Below are 25,761 nucleotides of genomic sequence, written 5' to 3'. Positions count from 1 at the left end.
TGCCGAAAGGCTAGCGCGAAATTGCGACGGTTTGGGGGATCATCGGTCCGGCGCCCCTCGAAGAGGCCGATCGGGCTTGAAACGACCCTGTTTTGTCCTGAACCCGGCGGTCGCCCGTTTGCCTTGAAAGGCGGTCCTCCTCGACAATCGAGGCCCAGGTCGTATAGACGAGCCGGGCGGAACTTACTCGAGCCAGCGGCACCTGCACGGGAAGCCATGACCAAGCCCTCGCGATACGACCGGATCGCCTTCGTCGCCAGCCCGAGCAGCGAGGCGCAGGCCGCCTTCGGCCAGCTCACCCGGGACTATGGCAATTGCGACCCCAGGGAAGCCGATGTCGTCGTCGCGCTCGGCGGCGACGGCTTGATGCTCCAGACGCTGCACCAGAACATGCACACGGGAAAGCCGATCTACGGCATGCACCGCGGCACGGTCGGCTTCCTGATGAACGAATACTCGACGCACGATCTGCGCAGGCGGCTCGAGGCGGCGCATGAATCCGAGATCAATCCGCTCCTGATGCGGGCGACCGACGTCAACGACCGCGTCCACCTGCATCACGCCATCAACGAGGTCGCCCTGTTCCGCCAGACCTATCAGGCGGCACGCTTAAGGATCCTGATCGACGAGCGTGAGCGCATGTCCGAGCTGATCGCTGACGGCATCTTGGTGGCGACGCCGGCGGGATCGACTGCCTACAACCTGTCCGCCCAGGGGCCGATCCTGCCGATCAACGCCGCGATGCTGGCGCTGACGCCGATCAGCGCCTTCCGCCCGCGCCGCTGGCGCGGCGCGCTGCTGCCCAACACCGCCTATGTCGTGATCGAGGTGCTCGAGGGCGACAAGCGCCCCGTCGCGGCGGTCGCCGACCACGACGAGGTGCGCGACGTCCTCCGGGTCGAGGTCCTCTCCGACAAGACCATCTCGATGCGCATGCTGTTCGACCCCGGCCACAGCCTGGAAGAGCGGATTCTGCGCGAGCAATTCGGCTACTGAGCCGCCGGCCAGCCCCGTCCGGAGAGCCGATCGCAACCCTTCGTTAACCCCCGCCACGATATGGTTAACGAAGGTTGACCGCTTTGGCCCGGGCGTCATGTTCCGTATCGACTTCAACAAGCTGCGCTTCCTCGTCTGCGACGACAATCCGCACATGCGCCGCATCCTGCGGACGCTGCTGCATTCGTTCGGCGCACGCGAAGTCTACGAGGCCGAGGACGGCGCCACGGCGCTGGAAATGTACAGCCATTACGTGCCCGACATCGTCATCACCGACTGGGCGATGCCGATCTTCGACGGGCTCGAGCTCGCGCAGATGATCCGCCAGCCGGAGTCGAAGGGTAATCCCTATGCGCCGATCATCATGCTGACCGGCCATTCCGAGAAGCGCCGCGTCACGGTCGCGCGCGATGCCGGCGTCACCGAATTCCTGGCCAAGCCGATCTCGGCCAAGGGGCTCTACCAGCGCATTCTCAACGTAGTTGCCAATCCCCGCCCCTTCATCAAGACCAAGACCTATTTCGGCCCGGACCGGCGCCGCAACACCAACTCCGCCTATATGGGCCCGGAGCGCCGCGTCGGCGAAAAGCACGAGGTGCTCCAGCAGCCCTCGCTGCTCGACAAGGCCCGCTCCTCCATCTAGCGCACACGAGGCAGGCATCATGGCGAAGAACAGCGCAAAGGACATCGAGGTCACGGCCTTCGCCACGCATCACGTCATCAGGCAGCCCAATCCCTTGCGAAAGGTGCTGCGCCGGGTCGAAGACAAGGACATGGACGATCCGGTCGCCCGCGCCGAGCAGGCGCTGGCGGGCCTGTCCGGCGAATTCAGGAACTGGATGACGATCGAAGTCCAGAGACTGTCCGCCGCCTGGACCGCCGTGCAGCAGGATGGTTTCACCAAGAAGCTGCGCGACGAGCTGTTCCACGCCGCACACGACATCAAGGGCGATGCGGCGACGTTCGGCTTTGCTTCGGCAGCGGGAATCGCCGAGAGCTTGTGCCGCGTCATCGAGCATGCGCCGGATCTTTCGAAGGTGCCGGCCGAGCTGTTCACGCATCACATCAACGCGATCCTCGCCATCGTGCACGAGAACACCAGGCTCGACAGCATCAGCGTCTCCGCCGAGCTCAGCCGACGACTGCGCAAGGTCGCCGACGAATATCTCGCCCACGTCAACCGCGACCGCCCCGAGCATCTTGAGGTGATCCTGGCGCCAAGCATTGCGCCGACGGAGTAGTTCTCCTCCCGTCATTGCGAGCGCAGCGAAGCAATCCAGAATCCCTCCGCGGGAACAGTCTGGATTGCTTCGCTGCGCTCGCAATGACGGAGCTTGTGGATCCTGCGCGGCTCTATCACCCGGCTTGAGCTACGCCGCGATCAGATCGTCGTAAACCGGATCGATCGCATCGTCCGCGACCAGTTCATCGCAGAACAGCCTTGCCTCTTCGCGCGCGGACTCGGTGGCGAAGCGGCGGAGCAGGACCATCAGCGGTTCGGTGGCGCCGCGGTCGGTCTCGCAATGGGTAAGCACGCGCTCGACCATGCGCCGGCGCAGCCGCGCCGCACCATCATCACTGTCGACGAAGCCCTGCTCGTGGCAGGCATCGAGTGCGACCTGGAATGCCGCGAATGTCGCCTCGGGCAGCCCGGCGCGGCGGAGCAGCGCGTGCAGGCTGTTGCCGCCGCGATCGTGCAGCAGCGCCGAGACGCGCGCCAGCGGCAGATCGGCGAGCTCAGCGAGCGCTGCATCGAACAGATCGAGATTGCTCGACAGCAGCGCCCGCAGGATCAGGCCCGCGGTGAGCTGGCCGGTGATGCGCAGGTGCCGCACCAGGCCCTGCATGTCCTCACCACGCGAGCGCGCTGCGATGTTCATGGTGGAGCGATCGCGCGCCTCGATCGTGATGCGCTCGGCACGGTCGGCACTCAGCCAGTTCCGGGCCACGACGAACTGCGCAAGCGTCTCGGAAAGCTTGGCCACCAGCGCCGCGCGCGTTGCGGCCGGCAGATCCTCCAGCACCAGCATCGCCTCGCGGATCGCGGCGAGATGGCCGTGGCGCTCGACAATGCGATTCCAGGAGAACGGCGCGAGCTCGGCATGGGGATTTTCGATCAGCTCCAGCGCCGCAGCGGCGCAGCCGACCTCGGCGATGGCGGCGCAGACCGAGACCGGCAGCGCGATACGGCGGGCGACCGCGCATTGCACCTCGTCATTGCCGGTGGCGACGATGTCGACGAGATCGGCATCGATCAGCAGCGGAGAATGTTCGAGCACGGGCAGCGCAACCGTCGGCTGATCCGCCGACAGCGCCCGCACGATTGCAGCCGGTGCCTCGGTGCTGCGCGCAAAGGCCTCGGCCATCGCCTGTCGCACCAGCGGCGAGGGATCGTCGAGCAACATCAAGAGCGCGCCTTCGGCCGCGACGCGATCGTCATGAGAAAGGTCCGAGATCAGCCAGGCCCGGGCCAACGCCCGCGTCGCCTCGGCCCGCTCGCCGGCGGACGCTGTCCTGATCCAATTAATGAACTGCCGAACAATCATGGTGCTTCCGGCTTACGCAACGAAAACGAAAAATGGTGACGGCTTGTCACCTGCAATACAAAATAAACCACGACGCTTAACAAAGCGTTCACCATAACTGGCTGGTTTTATTGACGTTTTGTTAAGGGAACAGAGGCCGCGGCGTCCGGGACACGAGAGAGCGCGAGCCCTCGCCCACGCTCCGTCATTGCGAGCGCAGCGAAGCAATCCAGAAATGTATCCACGGTGAGATTCTGGATTGCTTCGCTGCGCTCGCAATGACGGTGTTGACGCAGTTGCGCACAAAGATCTGGATCTCGTGCACGGACGCAGCGCGGCGCGTCCGGGACGCGAGCGATTTATTCTCCGATCAGTGAGTTAGCTCGAGAACGTGCCGCTGCGATCGCTGAAGAGATCGAGCGGTTGCGGCGGCCGCACGTCCGGCGTCACAGATGCGACCGAGGTGAGTGAGACGTTGTTGCCCCACAATTTCTGCACGGTGGTCGAGACCGGCTGCGTGGCATCGCCGGGCTGATAGATCGAACGAAACGCCGGCGTGATTGGCGCATTGTCCGCGAGCGTCGTTGGCGACGTCGCACTGACGGGCGTCACGGCGCGAGTATTCGGGAAGGTCTGGAGATAAGCGGCGTTATCGATGACAGGCGCGGCAGGCTGCACGCCATTCGCGCTCGCGACCTGCGTCGTCGATGGCGTATCGCCATACATCGCCATCGCGCTGCGGGTCACTTTCGAATTGGCCGCGCTGGCATAGCGCGCGTCGAGCACCGAATAGACTTCGGAGACGCTGCGGGCGCGGCCGTCATTGGCGTAGAAGATCGAGCGGTTGGCGGCGGCCGCGTTGGGGAACAGCCGGGCACCGACGGCTTGCGGATTGTCCTCCGCATTGGCGATCAGTTTCGCGGCGCCGCCGACGCCCATGAAATGGGCCATGTAGAGTTCGCTGTCGCTCGGCCTGCGCCCGAGCAGGCCGGTGAGCTTGAAACTGTTCGACTGCGTCAGCGCCGCAGCCATGCTGGATGCAGCGTCCGGATCGTCGCGCAGCTTCATGATCGACCGCTTCATCACGGGATCATCGACGCTGTAGGTGCCCGACGAGGTCCTGGTGATGGCGTCGGCATAGCTGCCATAGCCGAGCTGGGTACCGGCCTCCTTCACGGTGCCAAGCCAGGTCTGGTCGATGAACTGGTAGAGCCCGTGCGCGGACGAGGTGGTGGCGCCGGCCGTCGGATCGAAATCCGATTCCATCTTGGCAGTGGTCAACATGTACTGGAAGCTGACGCCGGAGATATTGGAGGCCTGCTTGATCGCGCCGGCGACGCGCGCCCGCGACGGATCCAGACCGGCCGTCTGCGTCGCGCTGAAATTGTCGACCGACATGATGAAGTGCCCGCCCCGCGCGGCGTTGAGCGGCGCCGGCAATTCGGCGCCCTGTCGTCTCACCGTGGGACAGGTATGGTTAATGCCGGGTTAATTTAGCCCTCACGGTCATTCCGGGGCGCACCGTAGGTGCGAGCCCGGAATCCATTGAGCCGCGTGATGCCCTGCAATGGATTCCGGGCTCGCGCTACGCGCGCCCCGGAATGACAGCTTGCTTATTTCTTATAGACCGCGTCCGGATCGAACAGCCGCTCCGCATCGACGAAGACGAGCTTGGCGCCGCCGCCCTCTCCGTCCACCTTGCGGTAGAAACATGACCTGCGCCCGGTGTGGCACGCCGCGCCGATCTGCTCGACGCGGATCCAGATCGCGTCCTGGTCGCAATCGGTGCGCATCTCGACGACGCGCTGGGTCTGACCCGATGTCTCACCTTTTCGCCACAAGGCATTGCGCGAGCGGCTGAAATACCAGGCCTCGCCGGTCGCGATCGTCTTGCGCAGCGCCTCCTCGTTCATGTGCGCGACCATGAGCACATCGCCCGTGGCGACATCGGTCGCGACGCAGGTCACGAGACCGCTCGCGTCGAACTTGGGCAGGAAGGCGAGGCCTTCCTCGATCTCATGGGAGTGAGCGGACACAGGACCCTCGCTCGAGCATGATCCGGAAAAGTGTGAAGCGGTTTTCCGAAAAGCTCAAAAAATTAGGCCTTGCGAGGTCAGCGCGTCGTGCCTCGCACCAGGGACAGGAAACGGGCCTGCTCCGCGGGATTGTCGCGAAACATGCCGGTGAAGCGGCTGGTGAAGGTGGAGGCGCCATGCTTGGCGACGCCACGCACCGACATGCAGGTATGCTCGGCCTCGATCAGCACCGCAACGCCGCGCGGCTTGAGGATCTCGTCGATGGCCGCCGCGATCTGCGCCGTCAGATGCTCTTGGGTCTGGAGCCGGCGGGCGAAGATATCAGTCAGGCGCGCGAGCTTGGACAGGCCAACGACGCGTTCCACCGGCGTATAGGCGATGTGCGCCTTGCCGTAGAACGGCATCATGTGATGCTCGCATTGCGAGGTGAATTCGATGTCGCGCACCAGGACGAAATCATCATAGCCCGCCGTCTCGCCAAAGGTCCGGTCGAGCACCTCGGCCGGGCACTGGTGATAGCCCTGATAGAGCTCGTCGAAGGCCTCGACCACGCGGCGCGGGGTGTCGAGCAGGCCTTCGCGCTCGGTGTTCTCGCCGATATAGGCGAGCAGCGTCTTCACCGCCGCTTCCGCCTCGGCGCGCGCCGGGCGCGGCTGGTCGGCGCGGACGGCGACCGAGAGGAATTCGGCAGGATCAAGCTCGGCGGGGCGGCTCTCGGGCTGCCTGTCGGAAGGCTTGTTGGGGCGGATGGATTTGATCGTGGCGTCCATATCGACTCCGTTCGACGGCCTTGCGGCCGGAGTGTCACCGGCAGACGGGGCGGCAAGCCGCCGGACGCCTGAACAGAATAATTGAACCTGGTGGAAAAGATCCTCTCCACCAACGTCGGCCGCATGGTCTGGGCCACCCCGCTGGACTATTTTTCCGCCGGTTCCGCCCCTATATAGGACCGTGGACGGCGCGCGCCAAGGCCGATCCGGTGCGGAAGTGTTGGACTCCATCACATGCTGAACGACATCTACAACAAGCGGATCATCGAACTGGCCGGCAATATTCCGCGCCTCGGACGGCTGTCGGACCCCGATGCCTCCGCCACCGCCCACTCCAAGCTGTGCGGCTCGACCGTGAAGGTCGACCTCAAGATGAACGGGGATACCGTCACGGACTTCGCCCATGACGTGAAGGCCTGTGCCCTCGGACAAGCCTCTTCATCCATCATGGCAAGTCAAATCGTCGGCTCGACTGCGAGCGAACTCCGTGAGTTACGCGAAACCGTTCGCAAGATGCTGAAGGAGAACGGTGCGCCTCCTCAAGGCAAATGGGAAGAGATCAAGTTCCTCGAACCGGTCCGCGACTACAAGGCGCGGCATGCCTCGACCCTTCTCACCTTCGACGCCGTGGTCGATGCCATCGGCCAGATCGAGGCCAAGGCGAAGCAACCGGCGGCGGCGCAGGGCTAGTTTCATCAATGTCATTCCGGGGCGCGCGTCAGCGCGAACCCGGAATCTCGTGCCGCAATCTCTAGATTCCGGGTTCGTCGTTTCGACGGTAGAGGAAACTTACTTCTGCGTCGCCGCGGCTGGTGTGGCCACGCCGCCGGCGGTCGGCACCAAGGCTTCCGCGGTCTTGGTCGACTTGGCAGGCTGCTCCGGTTCCGTGCCGAATCTGGCCTGCGTCTTCGGTGCAAGCTCCGCCATCGCCGGCGCGGAGATGTCCACATGCGGCAGCACGTCGGCCATGAGGTCCGTCGTCACGAGATTGGTGAGCTTGAGCTCACCGGCGTCGAGCTCGTGCAAATCTTCCCACGGCGGCACGCTGAGCGCGAGCGACAGCAGATCGCCGGCGCCGCCCATGTCGAAGGTGTATTTGGCCAGCCGGCCGATGTCGCGTTCCACGATCATCAGGTCCTGCGCGCTGTAGCTGGCAGCCTTCGCATCGTCGGCGCGATCGCCCATCCAGATCTGATGAACACGGACATGGGCGGCTTCCGGCACGTAGCGCTTCTTGCCGGCCAGCAGCAGGAACACGCACATGGATTCGCAATAGGCCCCGGACGCGACCGCCGGACGGGCGCCTTGCCCGCCGCGGTTCTGGAGGCTGATGCCGACCGTGGTCAGAAGTCCGAGATTACGGAAGCGCCGGCCGAGCGTGATCGCATCGTTGACCGAACCGCCGCTGGAATCGAGCACCACGGTGGCGCCGCCGAGCTGGCGTCCGCGAGAAAACTCCTCGAAATCCTTTGGCGTATTGGCGGTGATGATGCCGACGGCGCTGACCCAGCCGCGGCAGTTCGGCTCACAGGCCACCCAGCTGAACTTCATCGGCAGCTTGCGCTCTTCGAGGGCAGCACCGGCTCGCGCTGACGACCCGAATGTCGCGACGGCGCCAGCCAGCGCGACTCCACAGACGGCGGTTCCCACTAGCAACCAGCCGCGAAGATTAAGGGAGTTCAGAATTCTCAATCTGGTTCCTTCCCCAAGCCCCAAAGGTCCCCAAACAATCCCCGGTAGCGCCCTCTGAGTCCATCATACAGGCGTATGTTTCTACACACGGGCGTCATAAAAATGGTATCCGGGCGAATACAGCTCGTCCACAGATACTTGCTGCACTGCTCCCAGAAAGCAGGCAAAATATGGCGCGCAAACAACAGCTTACAGTTCCCTGCGCCGGAACCGAGCAATCCGTCGCTTAAAGTCGCAGCAAAGCGCATATGAAGCAATCAGCCTGCGAGCATTGTTCCAATCCGATCACGGGCGCGCTCCGGCTCCCGCGCAGATTCGGACGCGCTCTGATCTGGCTCTACCGCCATACGCTCTCGCCGCTGGTCGGTTACAATTGTCGGCACCTGCCGACCTGCTCCGTCTATGGCGACGAAGCGATCGAACGGTTCGGACTCTGGGCCGGTGGCTGGATGACGCTTGCGCGCCTATTGCGCTGCAATCCCTTCGGCACCTCAGGCATCGACAACGTACCGCTCACCGCACCGCAAGGCGCGCGCTGGTACCTGCCCTGGCGCTACGGCCGTTGGCGCGGGGTCAACGCATCCTAAGTTGCTGCGGTGCTTTGCGCATCGCTGTCTTGTCTGGAACCGGAACTCTCGGCTCGCGTTGATGTGATGCTCCCACAGGGGAGGAAACAACAATGCGCTGGAAAATCAGCCCTCATTTTCCCTTCAGGCTTAAGCCAAATCCTGGTCGGCGAGGCCACCACGACCCCAGAACCATGGATCTGCTCGCGATCGTCGCCCTGCTGGCGCTCGTGCTCGGCTCCGGCTGGTATCTGGCGACGAGCCTCGCAACGCCGCCAAGCACGACGGCGTTCATCGTGCCGAGCCAGAGCGTGCACTGGTAGCTCAGAGATCCAGCACCAGCCGCTCCGCGTCCGATCCGGCGACGCACACCATGAGATAGCGCTGGCGCTCGTAGGGCGACAGAATGCGGTCGCGGTGTACCGGTTTGCCCTCGAGCCACCCGACCTTGCAGGCGCCGCAGATGCCGCCGCAACAGGAGATCGCGATATCGATGCCGCCTTCCTGCAACGCGGCCAGCATGGTCTGGCCCGCGCGTACCTGGATCTCGGTACCCGAGCGCGCAAGCGACAATGTGAATGGTTTGGCATCGGGATCGATGATCGGTGGCGGCGCGACAAAGCGCTCGATATGAACGTTGGCCGTTGGCCAGGCTGTGGTCAGGCGCTCGAAATCGGCGGTCATGCCTTCCGGGCCGCAGCAAGCCACCAGGGTCTCCGGATCGGGATCGCCGACCAACTCCGCGAGATCAGGACGTCTCTCTCGCGACGTCCGATGCACGACGACAGTCCCCGCCTCGATCAGTGAGCCGAGAGGCACGGCGAGCGGCACCTCCTCGCGCACCACCAGATGCAGCGTGACTTCGGCCTGCGCCGTTCGTTGGAGATGCCGCGCCACCGACAGGAACGGCGTCACGCCGATGCCACCCGCCACGAACACGTAGCGCCCGATGCGCGCATCGGGCTCCAGCCCGCCGCGCGGCAATGAAACGCCGATGACATCACCGATGCCGAATTGATCATGCAGCGCCCGCGAGCCGCCGCGCCCATTCGCTTCGCGCTTGACCGCGATGACATAGCGCGTGTTGTCCGCGGGCTCATTGCACAGCGAGTAAGTGCGCACGAGCCCGTTCGGCAGATGCAGGTCGATATGTGCGCCGGGCTTGAACGGCGGCAGTTCCCACCGGTCGGGATCGGCCAGCGTGAACAGCTTGATGTCTGCCCCCGCCTGCTCGATGCTGGTGACAATCGTCTTGACCGTCGTGATCGGGCGCGCGCTCATGTCGCGTTCCGCACGGTGTCGCCGATCCTGACGATGCCGCCCTGCAGGATCTTGCAGTTGAGGCCGGAGCGATTGATCAGGGGATCGAAGATCGCCTTGCCGGTGATCTCCTCGATATGCCGGCACGGTACCGACAGCCGCGTCGCTTCCAGCAGGGTCTCACCCAGCCAGAAGCGGCGGCCGACGAGGTGATTGAGCGGCACGCCTTCGACCGAGACGTTGCGCCGATGCTCTTCGGGACCGAGCCCGATGCCGGCATCGCGCTTGAGGGCTACGAGTGTCTCGAGCTCGAACAGGGTGACCTGCCGGCCCTCTTCCGGCTTGTGCGAGTAAAACCCTTCCTCCTTGCCGATCATGTAGCGGTCGCCCTCGATCCCCTTGCCGGCGACGAGGGTGACCGTCTCAGCTGCGCGCATCGGCAGGAACGCACGCGGAGCAAGATGGAGGAAGCGCACCACCCCGGTCCAGCCGAGCTGTGCTGCCTTTTGCGCCGAGCCGGCGCTGACGGTATTGAGCATGATGGAATCCTTGTCAGAAGCGATGGCGCGCCGCAGGTAGCGGCGCGCCGCGGGATCAGGTCAGTTCCTTGTTCGCCATCTCCGGCGCGAAACTAGTCGCCGTCGCGGTGATGCCAGCGCACGCGATCAGCAGCAGCGAAACCGGCCAGGTGGCGCCGCCGCTCCACGCCATCAGAGAGGCCGCGATCAGCGGGGTCAACCCACCGCTCAGGGCTGCGCCGACCTGAAAGCCGAGCGAAGCGCCGCTGTAACGCAGCCGCGCGGAGAACAGTTCGGAATACCAGGGCGCGCCGATGCCGAACATCACCATCTGACCGAAGGTGATCGCGACCACGATGGTGCAGATGACGATGGTGGGATCGCGGCTATCGAGCAGCCAGAACAGCGGGAAGGCAAACAGCGCCGAGAACACGCAGCTCGCATAGAACATGGTCTTGCGGCCGACGAGATCGGACAGCCAGCCGAACAGCGGAATGGCAAGCAGCGCGACCATCGACGCGGCAAAGGCACCGTTCAGCACCACCGCCCGCGCAGTCCCAGATTGGCGGTGGCATAGGACATCACGAACACGCCGCCGATACTGGCATAGGCGATCTCGGAAATCTTGAGACCGACCGCGGTGAAGAAGGGCCTGCGGTGATGCGTGAAGATCTCGACCAGCGGCAGCTTCGCAACGTCCTTCTTGGCCTGAACCTGACGGAAGGCCGCGGTCTCCTCCATGTTGAGGCGGATGTACAGGCCGACGCCAACCAGGAGGATCGAGATCAGGAAGGGAATGCGCCAGCCGTAAGCCATGAAGTCGCTTTCCGGCAGGCTCGCCACCAGCGCGAACATGCCAATAGCAGCCAGATTGCCGATGGGATTACCGACCTGCACCATGCTGCCGAGCAGGCCGCGACGATGCGTCGGGCAGTTCTCCACCACCATCAGCACGGCGCCGCCCCATTCGCCGCCGAGGCCAATGCCCTGGAGGAAGCGCAGCCCGATCAGCAGCAGCGGCGCTGCGATACCGATCTGCTGATAGGTCGGCAGCAGGCCGATCAGGAAGGTGCCGATGCCCATCACCATGATCGTGATCGCGAGCATCGCCTTGCGTCCCACCCGGTCGCCGTAATGGCCGAAGATCGCAGCGCCCAGCGGCCGCGCCAGGAAGCCGACCGCATAGGTGCCGAAGGCGGCAATGGTGGCGAGCGTGGGATTGCCGGCGGCGAAGAAGACCTTGTTGAACACCAGTGCGGTCGCCGTGCCGTAGATGAGGAAGTCGTACCATTCGACCGCGGTGCCGATCACGCTCGACCACACGATCCGTCGTAAGCTCGCCGCCTCGTCCGGCGCTACGTTCAGGGTTACGTCGTCTGCTACGGTCATCGATCTCTCCAAAAGGTACCGGCGCCAGGGAAAAGCAGTTGGTTAGGTGCGTGGAGCCCATCGGCAGCCACGACGGTAAAATCGACCATGTTTACTATTAGAAATCAACGCCACGGAACGCGGCAAATGCCGTCGATCGCGGCAAGGCTGACGATTTGCACTTAAATTCAGCTATTTTTCAGGCTATGCTAGTTCACTTGCTCATAATATCCGCGGCCGTGCCTGAAATTTTCGCTCTTGTGTTTTCCCTTGGAATACGCTTGCAGGCGACCGGCGTGGCCTGGCCTGGGCCGCCGGGCTGGCAGTCGGGCGCCATCTGTTGCAAAACAGGCGCGAGCAGTTCGGGAGATTCTTGCGTGCTTGACGTCAGCAAAGCGACAGCGGTCGGAGCCAACATCCGCCAGGCGCGGATCGCCAAGGGCCTGACGCTGGACCAGCTTGCGAAGCAGAGCGACCTCACGCGCGGCTACATTTCGCTGGTCGAGCGCAACCTCAAAATCCCCTCGCTCGCCGCCCTGCTTCGGATGGCCGCCGCCCTCGAGGTCAATGTCGCGAACTTCTTCGACCCGAACGCCGAGCCGGCGCCACGCTACACGTTGTTCCGCCGCGAAGGTGGCAGCGTGCCGCTGTTCCAGGACACGTTTGGCGTGGTGCCACTGGCAACCGGCCGCACCCGCAAGATGATGGAACCGTTCCTGCTCAGCCCGCCGCACAAGGCGGCGACGCGCGCCTCGCACGCCGGCGAGGAGCTGCTGTTCGTCATCAACGGCAGGATCGCGATCAAGCTGGACGGCGAGGAACTCGTCCTCGGCAAGGGCGATTGCCTTTACTTTTCAGGCGAGACGCCGCACGAGGTCAGGAGCCTCGGGCGGCAGAAGGCTGAGGTTCTGGTCGTCGTCGCCCAGACTCCTTGACGCCGGGCCTCAGCGAATAGCCTAGCGGAACCAGAAAAAGCGCCCGGACTGCGGCGGGATCGACTCCGGCGGACGTAGCCGCTTCGGCCGTGGCGGCTTTGGCGACGGCTCGGCGGACGAAGTGGTCTCCGCCGGCGCGGCCTCGCTGCCCGGCACCTTCACCGACAGCAGCAGGTTCGACTCGTGCGTCCGCCAGCGATAGCCCACGCCGAAATCGATCGGTTGGGCGCGCGTGAACAGTTCGGCGTAGCGCTCCTGGTAGCGGCCTGGGAATTCATCGATCGGACCGAGATAACGGCCGAACGGGAAGAACCGCCATTGCCGCGCGCTGTAATTCGCAAGTGGAATGCCGGAATCGTCCTGGATGATGGTGACGCTGTTGGCGAGCAGCCAATCGCGCACGACGGTGAAATTGCCGGAATGGAGCAGATAGGACGCGCTCTTGAGCAGGCTGTTGCCGGGCCCGAGCGTCTCGCAGAATTTCAGGAAGCCGGCCGTGCGTGCACCCGAATTGGAAAGATCAGTCGAGAAATAATACAGCGTGCGCGCTTCCCCATCGCTGCCGGCGAAGGTGATGCGGACGCCGCGCGTCGCGTTGGGGCCCGGATTGTCGCCGGCCGTATGCACCCCTCCCTTGTCATCGAGCGCGATCATCTCGACATTGCGGATGGTCTTGCCGGAGCGCGCGAGGAAGACATAGAGGATCGGCAGCGTGCCGTTGACCTGATTGGCGTGCAGGTCGACCTTCATCTGCTTGGTGATGAAGAACGAAAAACTCAGGATCGAGGCGAGCGAGCGCTCGACGTTGTAGAGCGCAGTGCCGACCGAACCACGCGGCAGCCGCGTCAGGTCGGGCACCGCCCCCACCGGTTCGAGCGCGCCGAGCACGTAGGTGCTGGCCTTGGCATAGAAGGCGTTGGCGTAGAGGAAGTCCGGGCCACTGAACATGTAGAACATGGTTGGCCGGGGCGCGGCGAGATTGACGTCGGCCCAGCTGCGGATCTTCGAGAGCTGCCGTTGCTCGAGCTGGGCGAAGGCGCCATCGAAGAATTTCGCATGACGCTGCCAGCCCGGATCTTTCGTGAGCGGCACCAGCGGCGAGTCCGCCGAAGGCTGCATGCCCGCAAGGAAGCGCGCGGTGTCGTCGAAGGTGACCTCGGCGGCACATGCGGACGAGACGGCCGCAGCCAGCACGGCAAGGGCGACGGCTGCAATTCTCAGGGGTCGAAGCATGTTTATTCGCGATGTGATGAATTGCCAGCGGCAACCGGCCGCCTGCGGAAAACAACATATATCAGCAGGCCCGAGAGCATGACGAGCATCCCCGACAGCGACTGCACCGGTCGCTCAGTCAACAGGTAGTACATCATGAACGCGGTCACGAGCAGGAAAACCAGCGGCGTGAACGGGTATCCCCAGGCGCGATAGGGCCGCGGCAAATCGGGATCGGTGATGCGCAGCTTGATCACGCCGGCGACGGTGAAGAACGAGCAGAACAGCAGCGCGAACTGGATGAAGTCGAGCACCGCCTCGAAGCTGCGCGTGAACAGCAGCAGGGTTGCGACGGCGAGCTGGAACAGGATGGCATAGGCCGGCGCACCGTTCGCCGACCTCCGCGAGAACACGCGCAGCGCCGGAATGTCCTCGCCCATCGTCATCATCACGCGCGGTCCGATCCACATCATCGCGCTGATCGAGGAGATCAGACCGACACAGATCATCGCGCCGACGATCCTGCCACCGAGGCCGCCGAAGATGGCGCTGCCGGCGACACTGGCAACGTCGAGCTGGCCGGCCAGCGCGCTGACAGGCGTCGAGTAGAGGAACACCGCGTTCAGCGCGACGTAGAGCACGAGCACGATCAGCGTGCCCGCGAGCAACGCGCGCGGCAGGCTCCGCTGCGGCGTGTTCATCTCGCCGATGATGTAGGTCGCGGCATTCCAGCCCGAGAACGAGTACATCACGAAGACGAGCCCGATCGCGAACGGCGCGCTGACGATGTGGGCGAGATCGCCCGGCTGCGGCATGAAGGCGATCTGCTGCGGCACGCCGATGATGAATCCAGCCACCAGGAAGGCGACGATCAGCACGACCTTGATAATCGTCGAGATCAGCTGGAAGGTCGAGGAGTGCCTGACGCCGGTCAGTTGCACGAGCGAAACCAGCCACACCACGCCGATGGCGAGCGGGATCGGCGGCAGATCGGGCACGACCGATTTGGCGTATTCGCCGAACGCCATCGCGGCGAGCGCGACCGGCGCCGCAAATCCCACCGTCGCCGAGACCCAGCCGGCGAGAAAGCCGAAGGCGGGATGATAGGCGCGGCCGAGGAAGTTGTACTCCCCGCTCGAGCGCGGAAACATCGCGCCCAATTCGCTGTAGGAGAACACCCCACACAGCGCGACGATGCCGCCGACCGTCCAGAGCAGCAGAATCGAGAAGCCGGACGGGATGTCCTTGACCTGGAAGCCGAGGCTGGTGAAGACGCCGACCCCGATCATGTCGGCGACGACAATGGCGGTCGCGACCAGAACGGAGACCCCCGACCCGCTTCCGGTCAGCCGGCCAGTCCAGGGCGCGGTACCCGCATCTGATGCTGTCATCGGGTCCTCAAGCCTCAGGCGTCTCGCCCCATGGGGAGCATCGTGCAGATTGATCAGTCAATTCAAGCAGGGTTAACAAGGGTTAAATGAGGCAGGCGAACCGGGTATTTTAACACCTCTTATGCATGGTGCTGGGCAATTAACCTGCACAAATCCCAGACAATCCCGTTCTCCTCCCCCACAATCAGGACACGATTGCATGGTCCCTTTGAGCGTTCCGGATGTGGGGAAGTTTCACCGGACGCTTAACGTCGCCTAAACGCCAGTCGGCTCAATTGTTTCAAGATCGCCGATGGACGTGACTTGATGGACGTGACTTGGGGTCATGGGTGGATGGTCGGGGCCGTTCCGAAATTGAGAGCTGACTCTCGTGCAGACCGGACGATGTCCGGCGCGCGCGGTCGCGTGCTCCGGGTCGGTCTGATCTCAGCCTTGGTGCCGCTGTCGCTGACGCTGGTTCAATGCGGCAAGGCGCCCAATCCGGCGGCGCTCGCGGCGAACTCGCAGGCCAACGTGCAGGTGGTCGCTAAGACAAATACGCAGGTGGCAAGCGGCGACACGTTCGAGGATCGCTTCCCTGCCCCGCAGTTTAGGGAGCGCTTCCCCTCTGCGAGCGAGAGTTTCCTGCAACGGCAGATGTCGGACTTCTCGCCCAAGCGCGCTGTCCAGCAGCCGCAACCTGAGCAGGCGGCCTACAAGGTCGCTTCGCTCGAGCCGCAGCTCCCCTACAAGCGTCCGCCCCGGGAGGATCTGACGACGCTCGTCAGCATGAAGTCGTCCGCCTTCCCCTATTTCGGCAACAACCCCGCCTCTGACGCACCCTTCCTCAACATCTCCAAGGGCGACCGCCGCGGCCACCGCAGCTATTCGGGGCGCGTCTACTGGCAGGACGAAACTTACAGCGACAGCCGCGTGCTGGTGCATGTCCCCGAGCATTTCGACGTCCGCAAGCCGGGCGTGATCGTGGTGTTCTTCCACGGCAATGGCGCGACGCTCGAGCGCGACGTGCGCGACCGGCAGCTGGTGCCGAAACAGATCACCGATTCCGGCGCCAATGCCATCCTGCTTGCGCCGCAGATGGCGGTCGATGCCGCCGATTCCAGCGCCGGCAAGTTCTGGCAGGCGGGCGGCCTCAAGCGCTTCATGGAGGAATCGGCCAACCACCTCGCCCGCCTGACCGGCGATCCCAACAGCGCGCGGGCCTTCGCCAACATGCCGATCGCGATCGTCGGCTACAGCGGCGGCTTCCTGCCGACGGCCTGGAGCCTGGAGGTCGGCGGCATCAGCGACCGCGTCCGCGGCGTCGTGCTGCTCGACGCGGTCTATGGCGAAATGGACAAGTTCGCGTCCTGGATCGAGAGCCACCGTTCCGGCTTCTTCGTCAGTGCCTACACCCGCTACACCGCGCGGCGCGACCGCGAGCTGATGAGCATGCTGCGGCAGAAGGGCATCAGCGTCGCGGAAGACATGGACGGGCCATTGCGGCCCGGCAGCGTGGTGTTCGTCGAGACTGGCGAGGGCATCACCCATCGCGATTACGTGACGAGGGCCTGGACGCGGGATCCGCTCAAGGACGTCCTGGTGAAGATGTCGGCGACGCCCGCGCTCGCGCTCACGCGCGTCGCCTCTACCAATCCATCCGCATCGAGCCGTTAAACGGACGCGACCGTGGCGCGCTGAGGGCCCGGTCTATCGCTTAGGTTTTCGGCAGCTTCGGAATGCTCTCGGCAAAGCCGTTGAAGCAAGCCAGCCGCTCGTCCTCTTCCTTGAAGAAACGGCAGTCCGCGTAGCCCTTGGCCTTCGCCGGCTTCGGCTTCGGCGCCGGCGGGATCACGGCGTCGTAGCAGTTGAGACGGTCCTTGGTGCCGTCATCGATTTCGAGGCAGGCCTGGAGCCGCGCCGCGATCGATTGCGGCTTGCCCTTCGCCGCCGCGGCGGGCTTGGCCGCGGCCTCTTTGGTCCCTTTGGGCTTGACCTGCACCAGCGGCTTGTCCCCCACCATCGGTGGCTTGTCGGCTTGCGCAAATGCGGACGCTGAATAGAGCACCGCGGCAACCGCCAGAATCATCCTCATTTCAGTCAACTCTCTTTGGTCCCCATGTCGGGCGTTCTAGCGCTCTCCCGCGCGGTTTGCCAAGCACCTTGCGCACGGGATACCACGAGATTCAGGCCGTTAGGGTGGCAACCCGCCGGGGCCGGGTCAGGAGCACCAGGAGCAGCGCCAGCACGACGAAACCGACCGCGACGAAGCCGAGCGTGTGCAGGAGCTCGCGGGCGAACAGCAGTCCGCCGATGGCCGAGCCGACCGCCTGACCGATATAGAGCACGGATGTGTTGAGCGCGACGGTCGCCGATGCCAGTGACGGCGCGGCCGCGACCAGCCGCACCTGCTGCATCGAATTGGTCGAGGCAAAGCCAAGGCCCCAGACCGCGACCGCGCCCGCCATCAATGCGAACGCGCCGGCGCCAAGCGCCCAGCCGGTGATCCCCGCAAGCAGCAGGCAGGTGAACAGCACCGAGGTGCGATAAGGGCCCGAGGTGTCGACGATGCGGGCCGCGATGGCGACGCCGAGGAAGCCGCAGACGCCATAAAGCGCGAACACCACGCCGATGGCATCGGGTCCGGCGCCGGTGAGCTTGTTGAGCAGCGGGCCCATGAAGGTGAACACCACGAACTGCCCGGACATTTGCAGCATGGTGACCGCAAGCAGGAGCAGAATTGTCTTGCTGCGGCCGACCTCGGCCCAGGTCTTGATATCCACTGGCGCGCCCTTCAGGCCTGCCGGCAGGCGCAGCAGCAGCAACAGGAAGCTGATGCAGCCGAGCGCGCCGATCTCGCCATAGGCGGCACGCCAGCCATAGCGGCTGGCGATGAAGGTGATCAGCGGCAAGCCGACGGCGGCAGCGAGCGACCAGCCGAGAAAGATGTAGGCGATGGTGCTGCCGCGTCGCTCCGCCGGCACGATCAGCGCCGCGGTGCCGGCGGCCTGCGGCGTATAGAGCGCGCCGACGGCGAGCATCACCAGACGGATGGCAAGGAGGCTCGCATAGTCGGGCACAAACGCCGAGGCGAGATTGCCGACGGCAAGCACGGCCAGCGTGATCGTGAGCAGCGTGCGCCGTTCGATGCGGCTGGTCAGCCAGGCCGTCAGCGGCGAGCCGATGCACAGCGTGATCGCGCCAAAGGTGATCAGGAGCCCGGCCGCATGGATGCTGACGTCGAGCCCGGTTGCCAATTCCGGCAGCATGCCCGCCGGCGCCAGCACCGAGCAGCCGGTGACGATGTTGCCGAGCATCAGGGCGGTTGGCGCGAAGCGGCGGGCAGTAGGCGATCTTTCCATGCAAGTGCATGTAGAGCAGAGCTGCGGTCTGTTAAAGGGCGCGGTTTTGAAATAGTTGGTGCACCGTCCCAGCTTTTGCGCGCCACTTTCTTGGAAATGCCGGATTGCGCAGGCCGAATCGCCTGATATATCGCTCGTTCCCGCTTACCTGCGCTCGTTCGCAGGAGTGAGCCTCAGGAGAAAAGCATGACCGACCAGCCAAAATCCGAATCCGGATTCCAGTACAGCCTCTCCAATCTGAAGCCCGTGTCCCCCGCCCCCAAGGTCACCCTCACCTTCCCAGACGGCGCCCAGCGCCAGTTCGACAAGGGCATCACCGGCCTCGATATCGCCAAGGGCATCTCGCCGTCGCTCGCCAAGCGCACGGTAGCGCTGGCGCTCGACGGCGCGCTCGCCGACCTCAACGACCCGATCGAGGCCGACGCGAAGATCGAGCTCGTCAATCGCGAGGATCCCCGCGCGCTCGAGCTGATCCGACATGACTGCGCGCACGTGCTGGCCGAAGCCGTGCAATCGCTGTGGCCGGGCACCCAGGTCACCATCGGCCCGGTGATCGAGAACGGCTTCTACTACGACTTCTTCCGCAACGAGCCGTTCACCCCGGAAGATTTTGCCGCGATCGAAAAGAAGATGCGCGAGATCATCGCGCGCGACAAACCTTTCACCAAAGAGGTTTGGGATCGCGAAAAGACCAAACAGGTGTTCCGCGACAAGGGCGAAGCCTTCAAGGTCGAATTGGTCGACGCCATTCCCGGCAACGAGCCGATCAAGATCTACTACCAGGGCGACTGGTTCGATCTCTGCCGCGGCCCGCACATGACCTCGACCGGCAAGGTCGGCAATGCCTTCAAGCTGATGAAGGTGGCCGGCGCCTATTGGCGCGGCGACAGCAACAATCCGATGCTGACCCGCATCTACGGCACCGCCTTCGCCAAGCAGGAGGACCTCGACGCCTACCTCAAGCAGATCGAGGAAGCCGAGAAGCGCGACCATCGCAAGCTCGGACGCGAGCTCGACCTCTTCCATTTCCAGGAGGAAGGTCCGGGCGTCGTGTTCTGGCATCCGAAGGGCTGGACCATCTTCCAGCAGCTGATCGCCTATATGCGGCGACGCCTGACCGGCGATTACAGCGAGGTCAACGCGCCGCAGATCCTCGACAAGGTGCTGTGGGAGACTTCGGGCCATTGGGGATGGTATCGCGAGAACATGTTCGCGGCGCAGTCCGCCGGTGACGAGGCCGAAGACAAGCGCTGGTTTGCGCTCAAGCCGATGAACTGCCCCGGTCACGTGCAGATCTTCAAGCACGGCCTGAAGAGCTATCGCGACCTGCCCTTGCGCCTTGCCGAGTTCGGCGTGGTGCATCGCTATGAGCCCTCCGGTGCCATGCACGGGCTGATGCGCGTGCGCGGCTTCACCCAGGACGATGCGCACGTCTTCTGCACCGAAGACCAGCTCGCCGATGAATGCCTGAAGATCAACGACCTGATCCTGTCGACCTATGCGGACTTCGGCTTCACCGGCGATCTCACCGTGAAGCTGTCGACCCGGCCGGAGAAACGCGTCGGCACCGACGCGATGTGGGATCACGCCGAGCGCGTGATGGCGACCGTGCTGCGCGAGATCCAGTCGCAGAACAATCACATCAAGACCGAGATCAATCCAGGCGAAGGCGCCTTCTACGGCCCGAAGTTCGAATATGTGCTGCGCGACGCCATCGGCCGCGACTGGCAGTGCGGCACCACGCAGGTCGACTTCAACCTGCCGGAGCGGTTCGGCGCGTTCTACATCGACCATGACGGCGGCAAGAAGCCGCCGGTGATGGTGCACCGCGCGATCTGTGGCTCGATGGAGCGCTATATCGGCATCCTGATCGAGCACTATGCCGGCAACTTCCCGCTCTGGCTCTCGCCGGTGCAGGTGGTGGTCACCACCATCACCTCGGAGGCCGACGAATACGCCAAGCAGGTCGTCGAACAGGCACGGCGCGCAGGCCTTCGGGTCGAAATCGACCTGCGGAACGAAAAGATCAACTACAAGGTCCGCGAGCACTCGCTGGCCAAGATCCCGGCGCTGCTCGTGGTCGGCAAGAAGGAAGCCGAGACGCATTCGGTCTCGGTCCGCCGGCTCGGCAGCGACGGCCAGAAGGTGATGACGACGCAGGAGGCGATCGCCGCCCTCCTCGACGAGGCGACCCCGCCGGACGTCCAGCGGGCGCGTGGCACCGTCTGATCCCTGAAATCGATCTAAATTCGCTTCCGGTTGCGGGCGTGCATGCCTATCTCGGGTCTGTACGTCCGCCGACCAGTTGAAGAGGATATCGCAGTGCGAGATGCCATCGAACTCCTGAAGACCCGCCGCTCGGTCAAGCCGCGCGAGATGACCGGACCCGGCCCCTCCGCAGCCGAGCTCGAGACCATCCTCACCATCGGCGCGCGCGTGCCGGACCATGGCAAGCTGACGCCCTGGCGCTTCATCATTTTCGAGGGCGATGCCCGCCAGCGCGCCGGCGAGGTGATCGCAAAAGTCTTCGCCCGGAAGAACCCAGGCGCGCCTGCCGCCGACGTCGAGACCGAGCGCAAGCGCCTCACCGACGCGCCGCTCGTGATCGGCATCGTCAGCTTCACTAAGCCGCATCCGAAGGTGCCGGCCTTCGAGCAGGAATTGTCGGCCGGCGCGAGCGCCATGAACATCGTCACGGCCGCAACCGCCCTCGGCTACGGCGCCTGCTGGCTGACCGGCTGGTTCGCCTTCGATCGCGACGTGCTTGACGGCCTCGGCCTCAAGCCGGACGAAAAGCTCGCCGGCTTCGTCCACATCGGTACGCCGACCAAGCCGAGCGAAGACCGTCCGCGACCGTTCCTTTCGGAAATCGTGACGCGTTTTTAAGCGATGTCTTGTTGACGCCTTCAGCGTCTTGCGGCTTTGATCCCGCCTAGGGAGGAAGCCCGGATGAAGCGCCGTGAATTTCTGGTCGGGGCTGCGCTGCTGGCCGGCACCATGGCGCGAAGCCGCGCCGCCGATATTCCCGCCCCCACACCCGATGGCCTCGACCGCATCACGGCATTCTTCGACAACGAGGTGACGAGCGGCCGGCTGCCGGGTGCCGTCATCCTGGTCCAGCAGCACGGCAAGCCGGTCTACCTCAAGACGTTCGGCGTACGCGACGTCACGACCGGCCTTGCCATGACGCCGGACACGATCTTCGCCATCCACTCGATGACCAAGCCAATCACGTGCCTCAGCGCGATGATGCTGATCGACGAGGGTAAGCTCGCACTTGCCGACCCCGTATCGAAATACGTCCCGCTCTTTGCCGACACCAAGGTGGGCCTCGAGATCACCAAGCCGGACGGCAAGCTGGAGCTCGATCTCGTGCCGCCGCTCCGTCCTGTCAATATCGAGGATCTGCTGCGCCAAACGTCCGGCATCAGCTACGATTACATCGGCGGCAAATGGGTCGAGCAGGCCTACAAGGCCGCCAACATTTTCGAGGATCAGTTCAACAACAGGGAATTCGCCGACCGCATCGCGAAGCTGCCGCTGGCGCGGCAACCGGGAACGCTGTGGCGCTACGGTCATTCCACCGACGTGCTCGGCGCCATCATCGAGATCATCTCGGGCCAGACGCTGTACGAATTCCTGAAAGCACGCATCTTCGATCCGCTCGGCATGAGCAGCACCAAATTCGCGCTGGCGACGGAGGACGAGCTGGCGCGGATGGCGCGGCCGTTGCCGAACGATTTCATCCTGCTCGCCGCCGAGCGCGAGCGCCTCGACCATCCCGAATGGCAGTCGGGCGGCGGCGGGCTGCTCTCGACCATCACCGACTATCAGCGCTTCGCGCAGATGCTGCTCAATGACGGCGAGTTCGCGGGCAAGCGTTATCTGAGCCGTGCTGCGTTCAAGGCCATGACGACCGATCACATCGGGCCCGGATCCGGCGTCGGACGCGACTATTTCTATTTCCCCGGCGACGGTTTTGGCTATGGCTACGGCCTTGCGGTGCGCACCGATCCCGGCAACGCGAAACCGCCGCCCCCGGGTTCGATCGGCGAGTTGAAATGGGACAGCGGCAGCGGCACCTATTTCGGCGTCGATCCCAAGCTCGACATGGTCTACCTTATGATGCAACAGACTCAGAGCGAGCGCGGCCGCATCACGCCGGCGTTCAAAGCGCTGGTCTACGATTGCTACCCGCCTCCGCTACGCCGCCCGTGAGGCGCGCTGGCCGAAATCGGCGAGCAGCTTTCCGATCTCGGCGGCGGGCCGCGCCGCGCTGAACAGGAAGCCCTGCACCTCGTTGCAGCCTTCGGCGCGCAGCCAGTCGAGCTGATCCTCGGTCTCGACGCCTTCCGCCGTGGTGGTGATGTTGAGGCTGCGGCCGAGACCGGAGATCGCGCGCACGATCGCGCTGCAATCGGGCCGCTGCGCCAGATCCTTGACGAAGGACCGGTCGATCTTGATCTTGTCGAAGGGGAAGCTGCGCAAGTAGCTCAGGCTGGAATAGCCGGTGCCGAAATCATCCATGGAGATGCCGACGCCGAGCTCGCGCAACTGATGCAGCGTGGCGAGGTTGGCTTCGGTCTCCGCCAGGAAGATCGACTCGGTGATCTCGAGCTCGAGCCGCCTCGGCGACAGGCCGGACTGCGCCAGGGCCGAGATCACGACCTGAACCAGGTTGCGGCTGCGGAATTGCGCCGGCGACAAATTGACCGCGACCTTGATGTCGACAGGCCATTTCACGGCTTCGGCGCAGGCCTCGCGCAGCACCCACTCGCCGAGCTGCGAGATCAGGCCGATGTCCTCGGCGACCGGAATGAACTCGGCGGGCGAGATCATGCCCTTGTCCGGGTGGCGCCAGCGCAAGAGCGATTCGAAGCCGGAGATGCGGTCGGAGGCGATCGACACCAGCGGCTGGTAGTGCAGCTCGAACTCGCCATTGGCAAAGGCGCGGCGCAGATCGAGCTCCATGTCGCGGCGCCTCTGCGCCTGAAGGTCCATCTCGCGCTCGAAGAAATGATGCACGCCGCCGCCGTCGGACTTGGCCCGGTACAGCGCCATGTCGGCGTTGCGCATCAACTCCTCGGACGTCGTGCCATCACCCGGTGACAGCGCGATGCCGATGCTGGCGCCGATCACCATCTCCTGGCCGTCGATGTCATAGGGCGCCTTCAGCATGTCGATCAGCAAAGCCGCGCAAGCGCTGGCCTCGTTCGGCGAGACGTCGGCCGCCAGGATGACGGCGAATTCGTCGCCGCCGAGCCGGGCCGCAAGATTGGCACCGCGGATCGCGGTGGTCAGGCGTTCGGCGACTTGCTTGAGCAGGCGGTCGCCCGCCGGATGCCCGAAGGAATCGTTGATGTTCTTGAACAGGTCGAGATCGATGTAGAGCACGCCGACCCGCTTTCCTCCGGCCTGGTCGAGCGCCTGCTTCAGCCGCTCCTGGAAATATTCGCGGTTCGGCAGATCGGTGAGGCCGTCATGATGGGCCATGTGGGCGATCCGCGCCTCGGCCTTGCGCCGCTCGGTGATGTCGACCACTGCGACCAGATAGCCATCGCGATCATCGAAGGCAACGCGGCGGCCGAAGGTAAGCACCTCGATCTCGCTGCCGTCGGCGCGTAAGTGCCGCCAGTTGCGCGAGGAATGATAGGCATCGCCGAGACGTTCGAGCGCCTCGGCGTGGCTCTCCCACTCGTCCTCTGGCCAGATCTCGTGCAGCTTCATGCGCAGGAAGGTGGCGCGGCTGTAACCGTAATGCTGGACCGCGGCGTCGTTGACGCTGAGGAATTCCTTGGTCTCGGCGTCGAACACCCACATCGGCATCGGGTTGTTGTCGAACAGCAGGCGGAACGAGGCGTCGCGTCGTTTCAACGCGGTGACGTCGGAGATCGTCAGCGAGACCACGTCGGCGAAGGCGGTGGCGCCGAGGCGGAGGTGTCGTCCATCGCTCTCGATCTCGAGCTGCTCGCCGCGGCCGCCCGAGACGGCCTTGAGCAGGAAGTCCATGATCTCGGGTGCGGCCAGCAGCGTGCTCCCCTCACCGACCCGCCGCCACAGCAGGCTTCCGGTCGCGGCCTTCAGCAGCGCGGCCGCGCTCTTGTTGTGGTGCACGATCTGGAGATCGAACGGCTTGCCGCTTGCGTCGCGCAGCGTCGCCAGCGAGATCACCGCGTCTTCGGTCGCGGAGAAAATCGCGTCGAGGAGATTGTATTGCGTGCCGCGCTCGTTGATGTAGGCGCCGACCAGCGTCGCGCCCCAGCGCGAGGCGGTCGGCAGCGCCAGCACATCGTAGGTCCTGACCATGCCGTCGCGCACGCAATGCGCGCTCGCGTGATGCGGCTGCCCCGTTGCGAGCGCGATCGCCGCCGCTTCCGTCAGCGCCGTGGCGCAATCGGGCGACAGCTCTGCGACGGCAAGGTCCCAGCGCTCCTCGCCGAGCCATTTCTGCACGTAACGTCCGCTACGCGACAGTTCGAGCGCGCCGTCACCCCTGAGCAGCGCGATATGGTCGGCGAGCCGTCCGAGGCTGCCGAGCATCACGTCCTCATAGCGCGGCAGCCGTTCGCCCGGCTTCAACGCGGCACGCCATTTGCGTTGAAGCACCGGGATGTCATCGAACATTTCGGCGGCCGGTTTTCCCGACACTTTCTTCGCGGCACTCATGGCAGTCCCCAACGCACTATCCCGGCGCATCCAATGCAGCTGCGCTTAACGGCGTGTAAAGAGCGCACAGGCGTGGGGTCCGTTCGGTGATTATGACAGTTTTAAGTCAGGTATTGGTTAGTCGGCGTTAGAGACTATGACGGTTGTGTTTTCGAAGCGTGCTGAGACGTTGGCGACGGCGTCGCCGCAACTGCATCAACGTCGTCATTGCGAGCGCAGCGAAGCAATCCAGAATCCCTCCGCGGTGGCAGTCTGGATTGCTTCGTCGCAAGAGCTCCTCGCAATGACGGAGTGTGTGGCGATGGCGAGCGACTCTCTCGTGTCCCGGACGCGCTGCAACGCATCTGCGTTGCGGCGCTGAGCCGGGACCCAGCAAGCCAAGCATCCGCTGCAACGTGGGCCCCGGCTTTGCAGCGCACCGCTAAGAAGCGCTGCGCTGCATCCGGGGCACGAGAGCGCAGTTTGCTGCGCAACTGTTTCAACGT

Annotated in this window: 23 protein-coding genes and 1 pseudogene; 11 read left to right on the top strand and 13 right to left on the bottom strand. The window is 64.4% G+C overall.

The window, feature by feature from the left end:
* The first annotated feature begins 216 nt into the window (after nt 1-216).
* The 3 genes from CWO91_RS01825 to CWO91_RS01815 all read left to right on the top strand — a co-directional run bounded on the left by CWO91_RS01825 (nt 217) and on the right by CWO91_RS01815 (nt 2,237).
* Complete coding sequence (locus CWO91_RS01825; RefSeq protein WP_130212006.1) at nt 217-996, top strand: NAD kinase; 780 nt, start codon at nt 217-219, stop codon at nt 994-996.
* Nucleotides 997-1,093: 97 nt separating this feature from the next.
* Nucleotides 1,094-1,639, top strand: coding sequence for a response regulator (locus CWO91_RS01820; protein ID WP_008549760.1), 546 nt, complete (start codon nt 1,094-1,096; stop codon nt 1,637-1,639).
* Nucleotides 1,640-1,658: 19 nt separating this feature from the next.
* Nucleotides 1,659-2,237 carry an Hpt domain-containing protein gene (locus CWO91_RS01815; protein ID WP_130212005.1) on the top strand — a complete coding sequence of 193 codons (579 nt, stop codon included), beginning with the start codon at nt 1,659-1,661 and terminating at the stop codon, nt 2,235-2,237.
* A gap of 129 nt (nt 2,238-2,366) precedes the next feature.
* On the opposite strand, the gene CWO91_RS01810 is transcribed toward CWO91_RS01815, so the two are convergent.
* The 4 genes from CWO91_RS01810 to folE form a co-directional block, all read right to left on the bottom strand.
* Nucleotides 2,367-3,542 carry a DUF2336 domain-containing protein gene (locus tag CWO91_RS01810; RefSeq protein WP_130212004.1) on the bottom strand — a complete coding sequence of 392 codons (1,176 nt, stop codon included), beginning with the start codon at nt 3,540-3,542 and terminating at the stop codon, nt 2,367-2,369.
* Between the two features lie 357 nt (nt 3,543-3,899).
* Nucleotides 3,900-4,961: a lytic transglycosylase domain-containing protein gene (locus CWO91_RS01805; RefSeq protein WP_165405182.1), complete on the bottom strand. Its 1,062-nt coding sequence runs from the start codon at nt 4,959-4,961 to the stop codon at nt 3,900-3,902.
* 173 nt (nt 4,962-5,134) lie between these two features.
* Nucleotides 5,135-5,557 (bottom strand): phosphoribosyl-AMP cyclohydrolase, encoded by a 423-nt coding sequence (gene hisI / locus CWO91_RS01800; protein ID WP_130212002.1) that lies wholly within the window; start codon nt 5,555-5,557, stop codon nt 5,135-5,137.
* 77 nt (nt 5,558-5,634) lie between these two features.
* On the bottom strand, nt 5,635-6,327 hold the full coding sequence (folE, locus tag CWO91_RS01795) for a GTP cyclohydrolase I FolE (RefSeq protein WP_130212001.1): 693 nt from the start codon (nt 6,325-6,327) through the stop codon (nt 5,635-5,637).
* Nucleotides 6,328-6,561: 234 nt separating this feature from the next.
* Here folE and CWO91_RS01790 point away from each other — a divergent pair, with 234 nt between their 5' ends.
* Entirely contained in the window at nt 6,562-7,017 is a 456-nt protein-coding gene (locus CWO91_RS01790; protein ID WP_130212000.1) for an iron-sulfur cluster assembly scaffold protein, read from the top strand.
* Between the two features lie 99 nt (nt 7,018-7,116).
* Here CWO91_RS01790 and CWO91_RS01785 read toward each other — a convergent pair whose 3' ends face one another.
* A complete protein-coding gene (locus tag CWO91_RS01785; protein WP_130211999.1) occupies nt 7,117-8,019 on the bottom strand; it encodes a hypothetical protein in 903 nt (300 codons plus the stop codon).
* A gap of 248 nt (nt 8,020-8,267) precedes the next feature.
* Here CWO91_RS01785 and yidD point away from each other — a divergent pair, with 248 nt between their 5' ends.
* Nucleotides 8,268-8,606: a membrane protein insertion efficiency factor YidD gene (yidD, locus tag CWO91_RS01780; protein WP_130211998.1), complete on the top strand. Its 339-nt coding sequence runs from the start codon at nt 8,268-8,270 to the stop codon at nt 8,604-8,606.
* Nucleotides 8,607-8,698: 92 nt separating this feature from the next.
* A complete protein-coding gene (locus tag CWO91_RS01775; protein WP_130211997.1) occupies nt 8,699-8,908 on the top strand; it encodes a hypothetical protein in 210 nt (69 codons plus the stop codon).
* 1 nt (nt 8,909) lies between these two features.
* Here CWO91_RS01775 and CWO91_RS01770 read toward each other — a convergent pair whose 3' ends face one another.
* The 3 genes and pseudogenes from CWO91_RS01770 to CWO91_RS01760 all read right to left on the bottom strand — a co-directional run bounded on the left by CWO91_RS01770 (nt 8,910) and on the right by CWO91_RS01760 (nt 11,752).
* Nucleotides 8,910-9,866: a PDR/VanB family oxidoreductase gene (locus tag CWO91_RS01770; RefSeq protein ID WP_130211996.1), complete on the bottom strand. Its 957-nt coding sequence runs from the start codon at nt 9,864-9,866 to the stop codon at nt 8,910-8,912.
* A complete protein-coding gene (locus CWO91_RS01765) occupies nt 9,863-10,384 on the bottom strand; it encodes an MOSC domain-containing protein (protein ID WP_130211995.1) in 522 nt (173 codons plus the stop codon). Before CWO91_RS01765 ends, CWO91_RS01770 begins: the two co-directional genes overlap by 4 nt.
* Nucleotides 10,385-10,439: 55 nt before the next feature.
* Nucleotides 10,440-11,752 (bottom strand): annotated as a pseudogene (locus tag CWO91_RS01760) (MFS transporter).
* A 356-nt stretch (nt 11,753-12,108) separates the two neighbouring features.
* Here CWO91_RS01760 and CWO91_RS01755 point away from each other — a divergent pair.
* Complete coding sequence (locus tag CWO91_RS01755; RefSeq protein ID WP_130211994.1) at nt 12,109-12,666, top strand: helix-turn-helix domain-containing protein; 558 nt, start codon at nt 12,109-12,111, stop codon at nt 12,664-12,666.
* A gap of 21 nt (nt 12,667-12,687) precedes the next feature.
* On the opposite strand, the gene CWO91_RS01750 is transcribed toward CWO91_RS01755, so the two are convergent.
* Both CWO91_RS01750 and CWO91_RS01745 read right to left on the bottom strand, forming a co-directional pair.
* Entirely contained in the window at nt 12,688-13,899 is a 1,212-nt protein-coding gene (locus CWO91_RS01750) for a hypothetical protein (RefSeq protein ID WP_130211993.1), read from the bottom strand.
* 2 nt (nt 13,900-13,901) lie between these two features.
* Nucleotides 13,902-15,269, bottom strand: a complete 1,368-nt coding sequence (locus tag CWO91_RS01745) for an APC family permease (RefSeq protein ID WP_130211992.1) — start codon at nt 15,267-15,269, stop codon at nt 13,902-13,904.
* Between the two features lie 333 nt (nt 15,270-15,602).
* Here CWO91_RS01745 and CWO91_RS01740 point away from each other — a divergent pair, with 333 nt between their 5' ends.
* Nucleotides 15,603-16,925, top strand: a complete 1,323-nt coding sequence (locus tag CWO91_RS01740) for an alpha/beta hydrolase (RefSeq protein ID WP_165405180.1) — start codon at nt 15,603-15,605, stop codon at nt 16,923-16,925.
* Between the two features lie 40 nt (nt 16,926-16,965).
* Here CWO91_RS01740 and CWO91_RS01735 read toward each other — a convergent pair whose 3' ends face one another.
* Both CWO91_RS01735 and CWO91_RS01730 read right to left on the bottom strand, forming a co-directional pair.
* Nucleotides 16,966-17,343, bottom strand: coding sequence for a hypothetical protein (locus CWO91_RS01735; protein WP_091889385.1), 378 nt, complete (start codon nt 17,341-17,343; stop codon nt 16,966-16,968).
* A gap of 91 nt (nt 17,344-17,434) precedes the next feature.
* Nucleotides 17,435-18,610, bottom strand: a complete 1,176-nt coding sequence (locus tag CWO91_RS01730) for an MFS transporter (protein WP_130211990.1) — start codon at nt 18,608-18,610, stop codon at nt 17,435-17,437.
* Between the two features lie 186 nt (nt 18,611-18,796).
* On the opposite strand from CWO91_RS01730, the gene thrS reads away from it, so the two are divergent.
* From thrS to CWO91_RS01715, 3 genes are all read left to right on the top strand, one after another.
* A complete protein-coding gene (gene thrS, locus CWO91_RS01725) occupies nt 18,797-20,839 on the top strand; it encodes a threonine--tRNA ligase (protein WP_130211989.1) in 2,043 nt (680 codons plus the stop codon).
* Between the two features lie 93 nt (nt 20,840-20,932).
* Nucleotides 20,933-21,496: a nitroreductase family protein gene (locus tag CWO91_RS01720; RefSeq protein ID WP_128933029.1), complete on the top strand. Its 564-nt coding sequence runs from the start codon at nt 20,933-20,935 to the stop codon at nt 21,494-21,496.
* Between the two features lie 63 nt (nt 21,497-21,559).
* Nucleotides 21,560-22,828 (top strand): serine hydrolase domain-containing protein, encoded by a 1,269-nt coding sequence (locus tag CWO91_RS01715; protein ID WP_130211987.1) that lies wholly within the window; start codon nt 21,560-21,562, stop codon nt 22,826-22,828.
* Here the strand turns inward: CWO91_RS01715 and CWO91_RS01710 are convergent.
* Complete coding sequence (locus tag CWO91_RS01710; RefSeq protein ID WP_130211986.1) at nt 22,814-25,276, bottom strand: putative bifunctional diguanylate cyclase/phosphodiesterase; 2,463 nt, start codon at nt 25,274-25,276, stop codon at nt 22,814-22,816. The two genes, CWO91_RS01715 and CWO91_RS01710, sit on opposite strands and share 15 nt — an antisense overlap.
* Between the last annotated feature and the right edge of the window lie 485 nt (nt 25,277-25,761).

Source organism: Bradyrhizobium genosp. SA-3 (assembly GCF_004212635.1).
In the GTDB taxonomy this organism is placed as follows: Bacteria; Pseudomonadota; Alphaproteobacteria; order Rhizobiales; family Xanthobacteraceae; genus Bradyrhizobium.
Note: the sequence above shows the minus strand (reverse complement) of the source record. Positions and strands in the feature narration are given on the sequence as shown.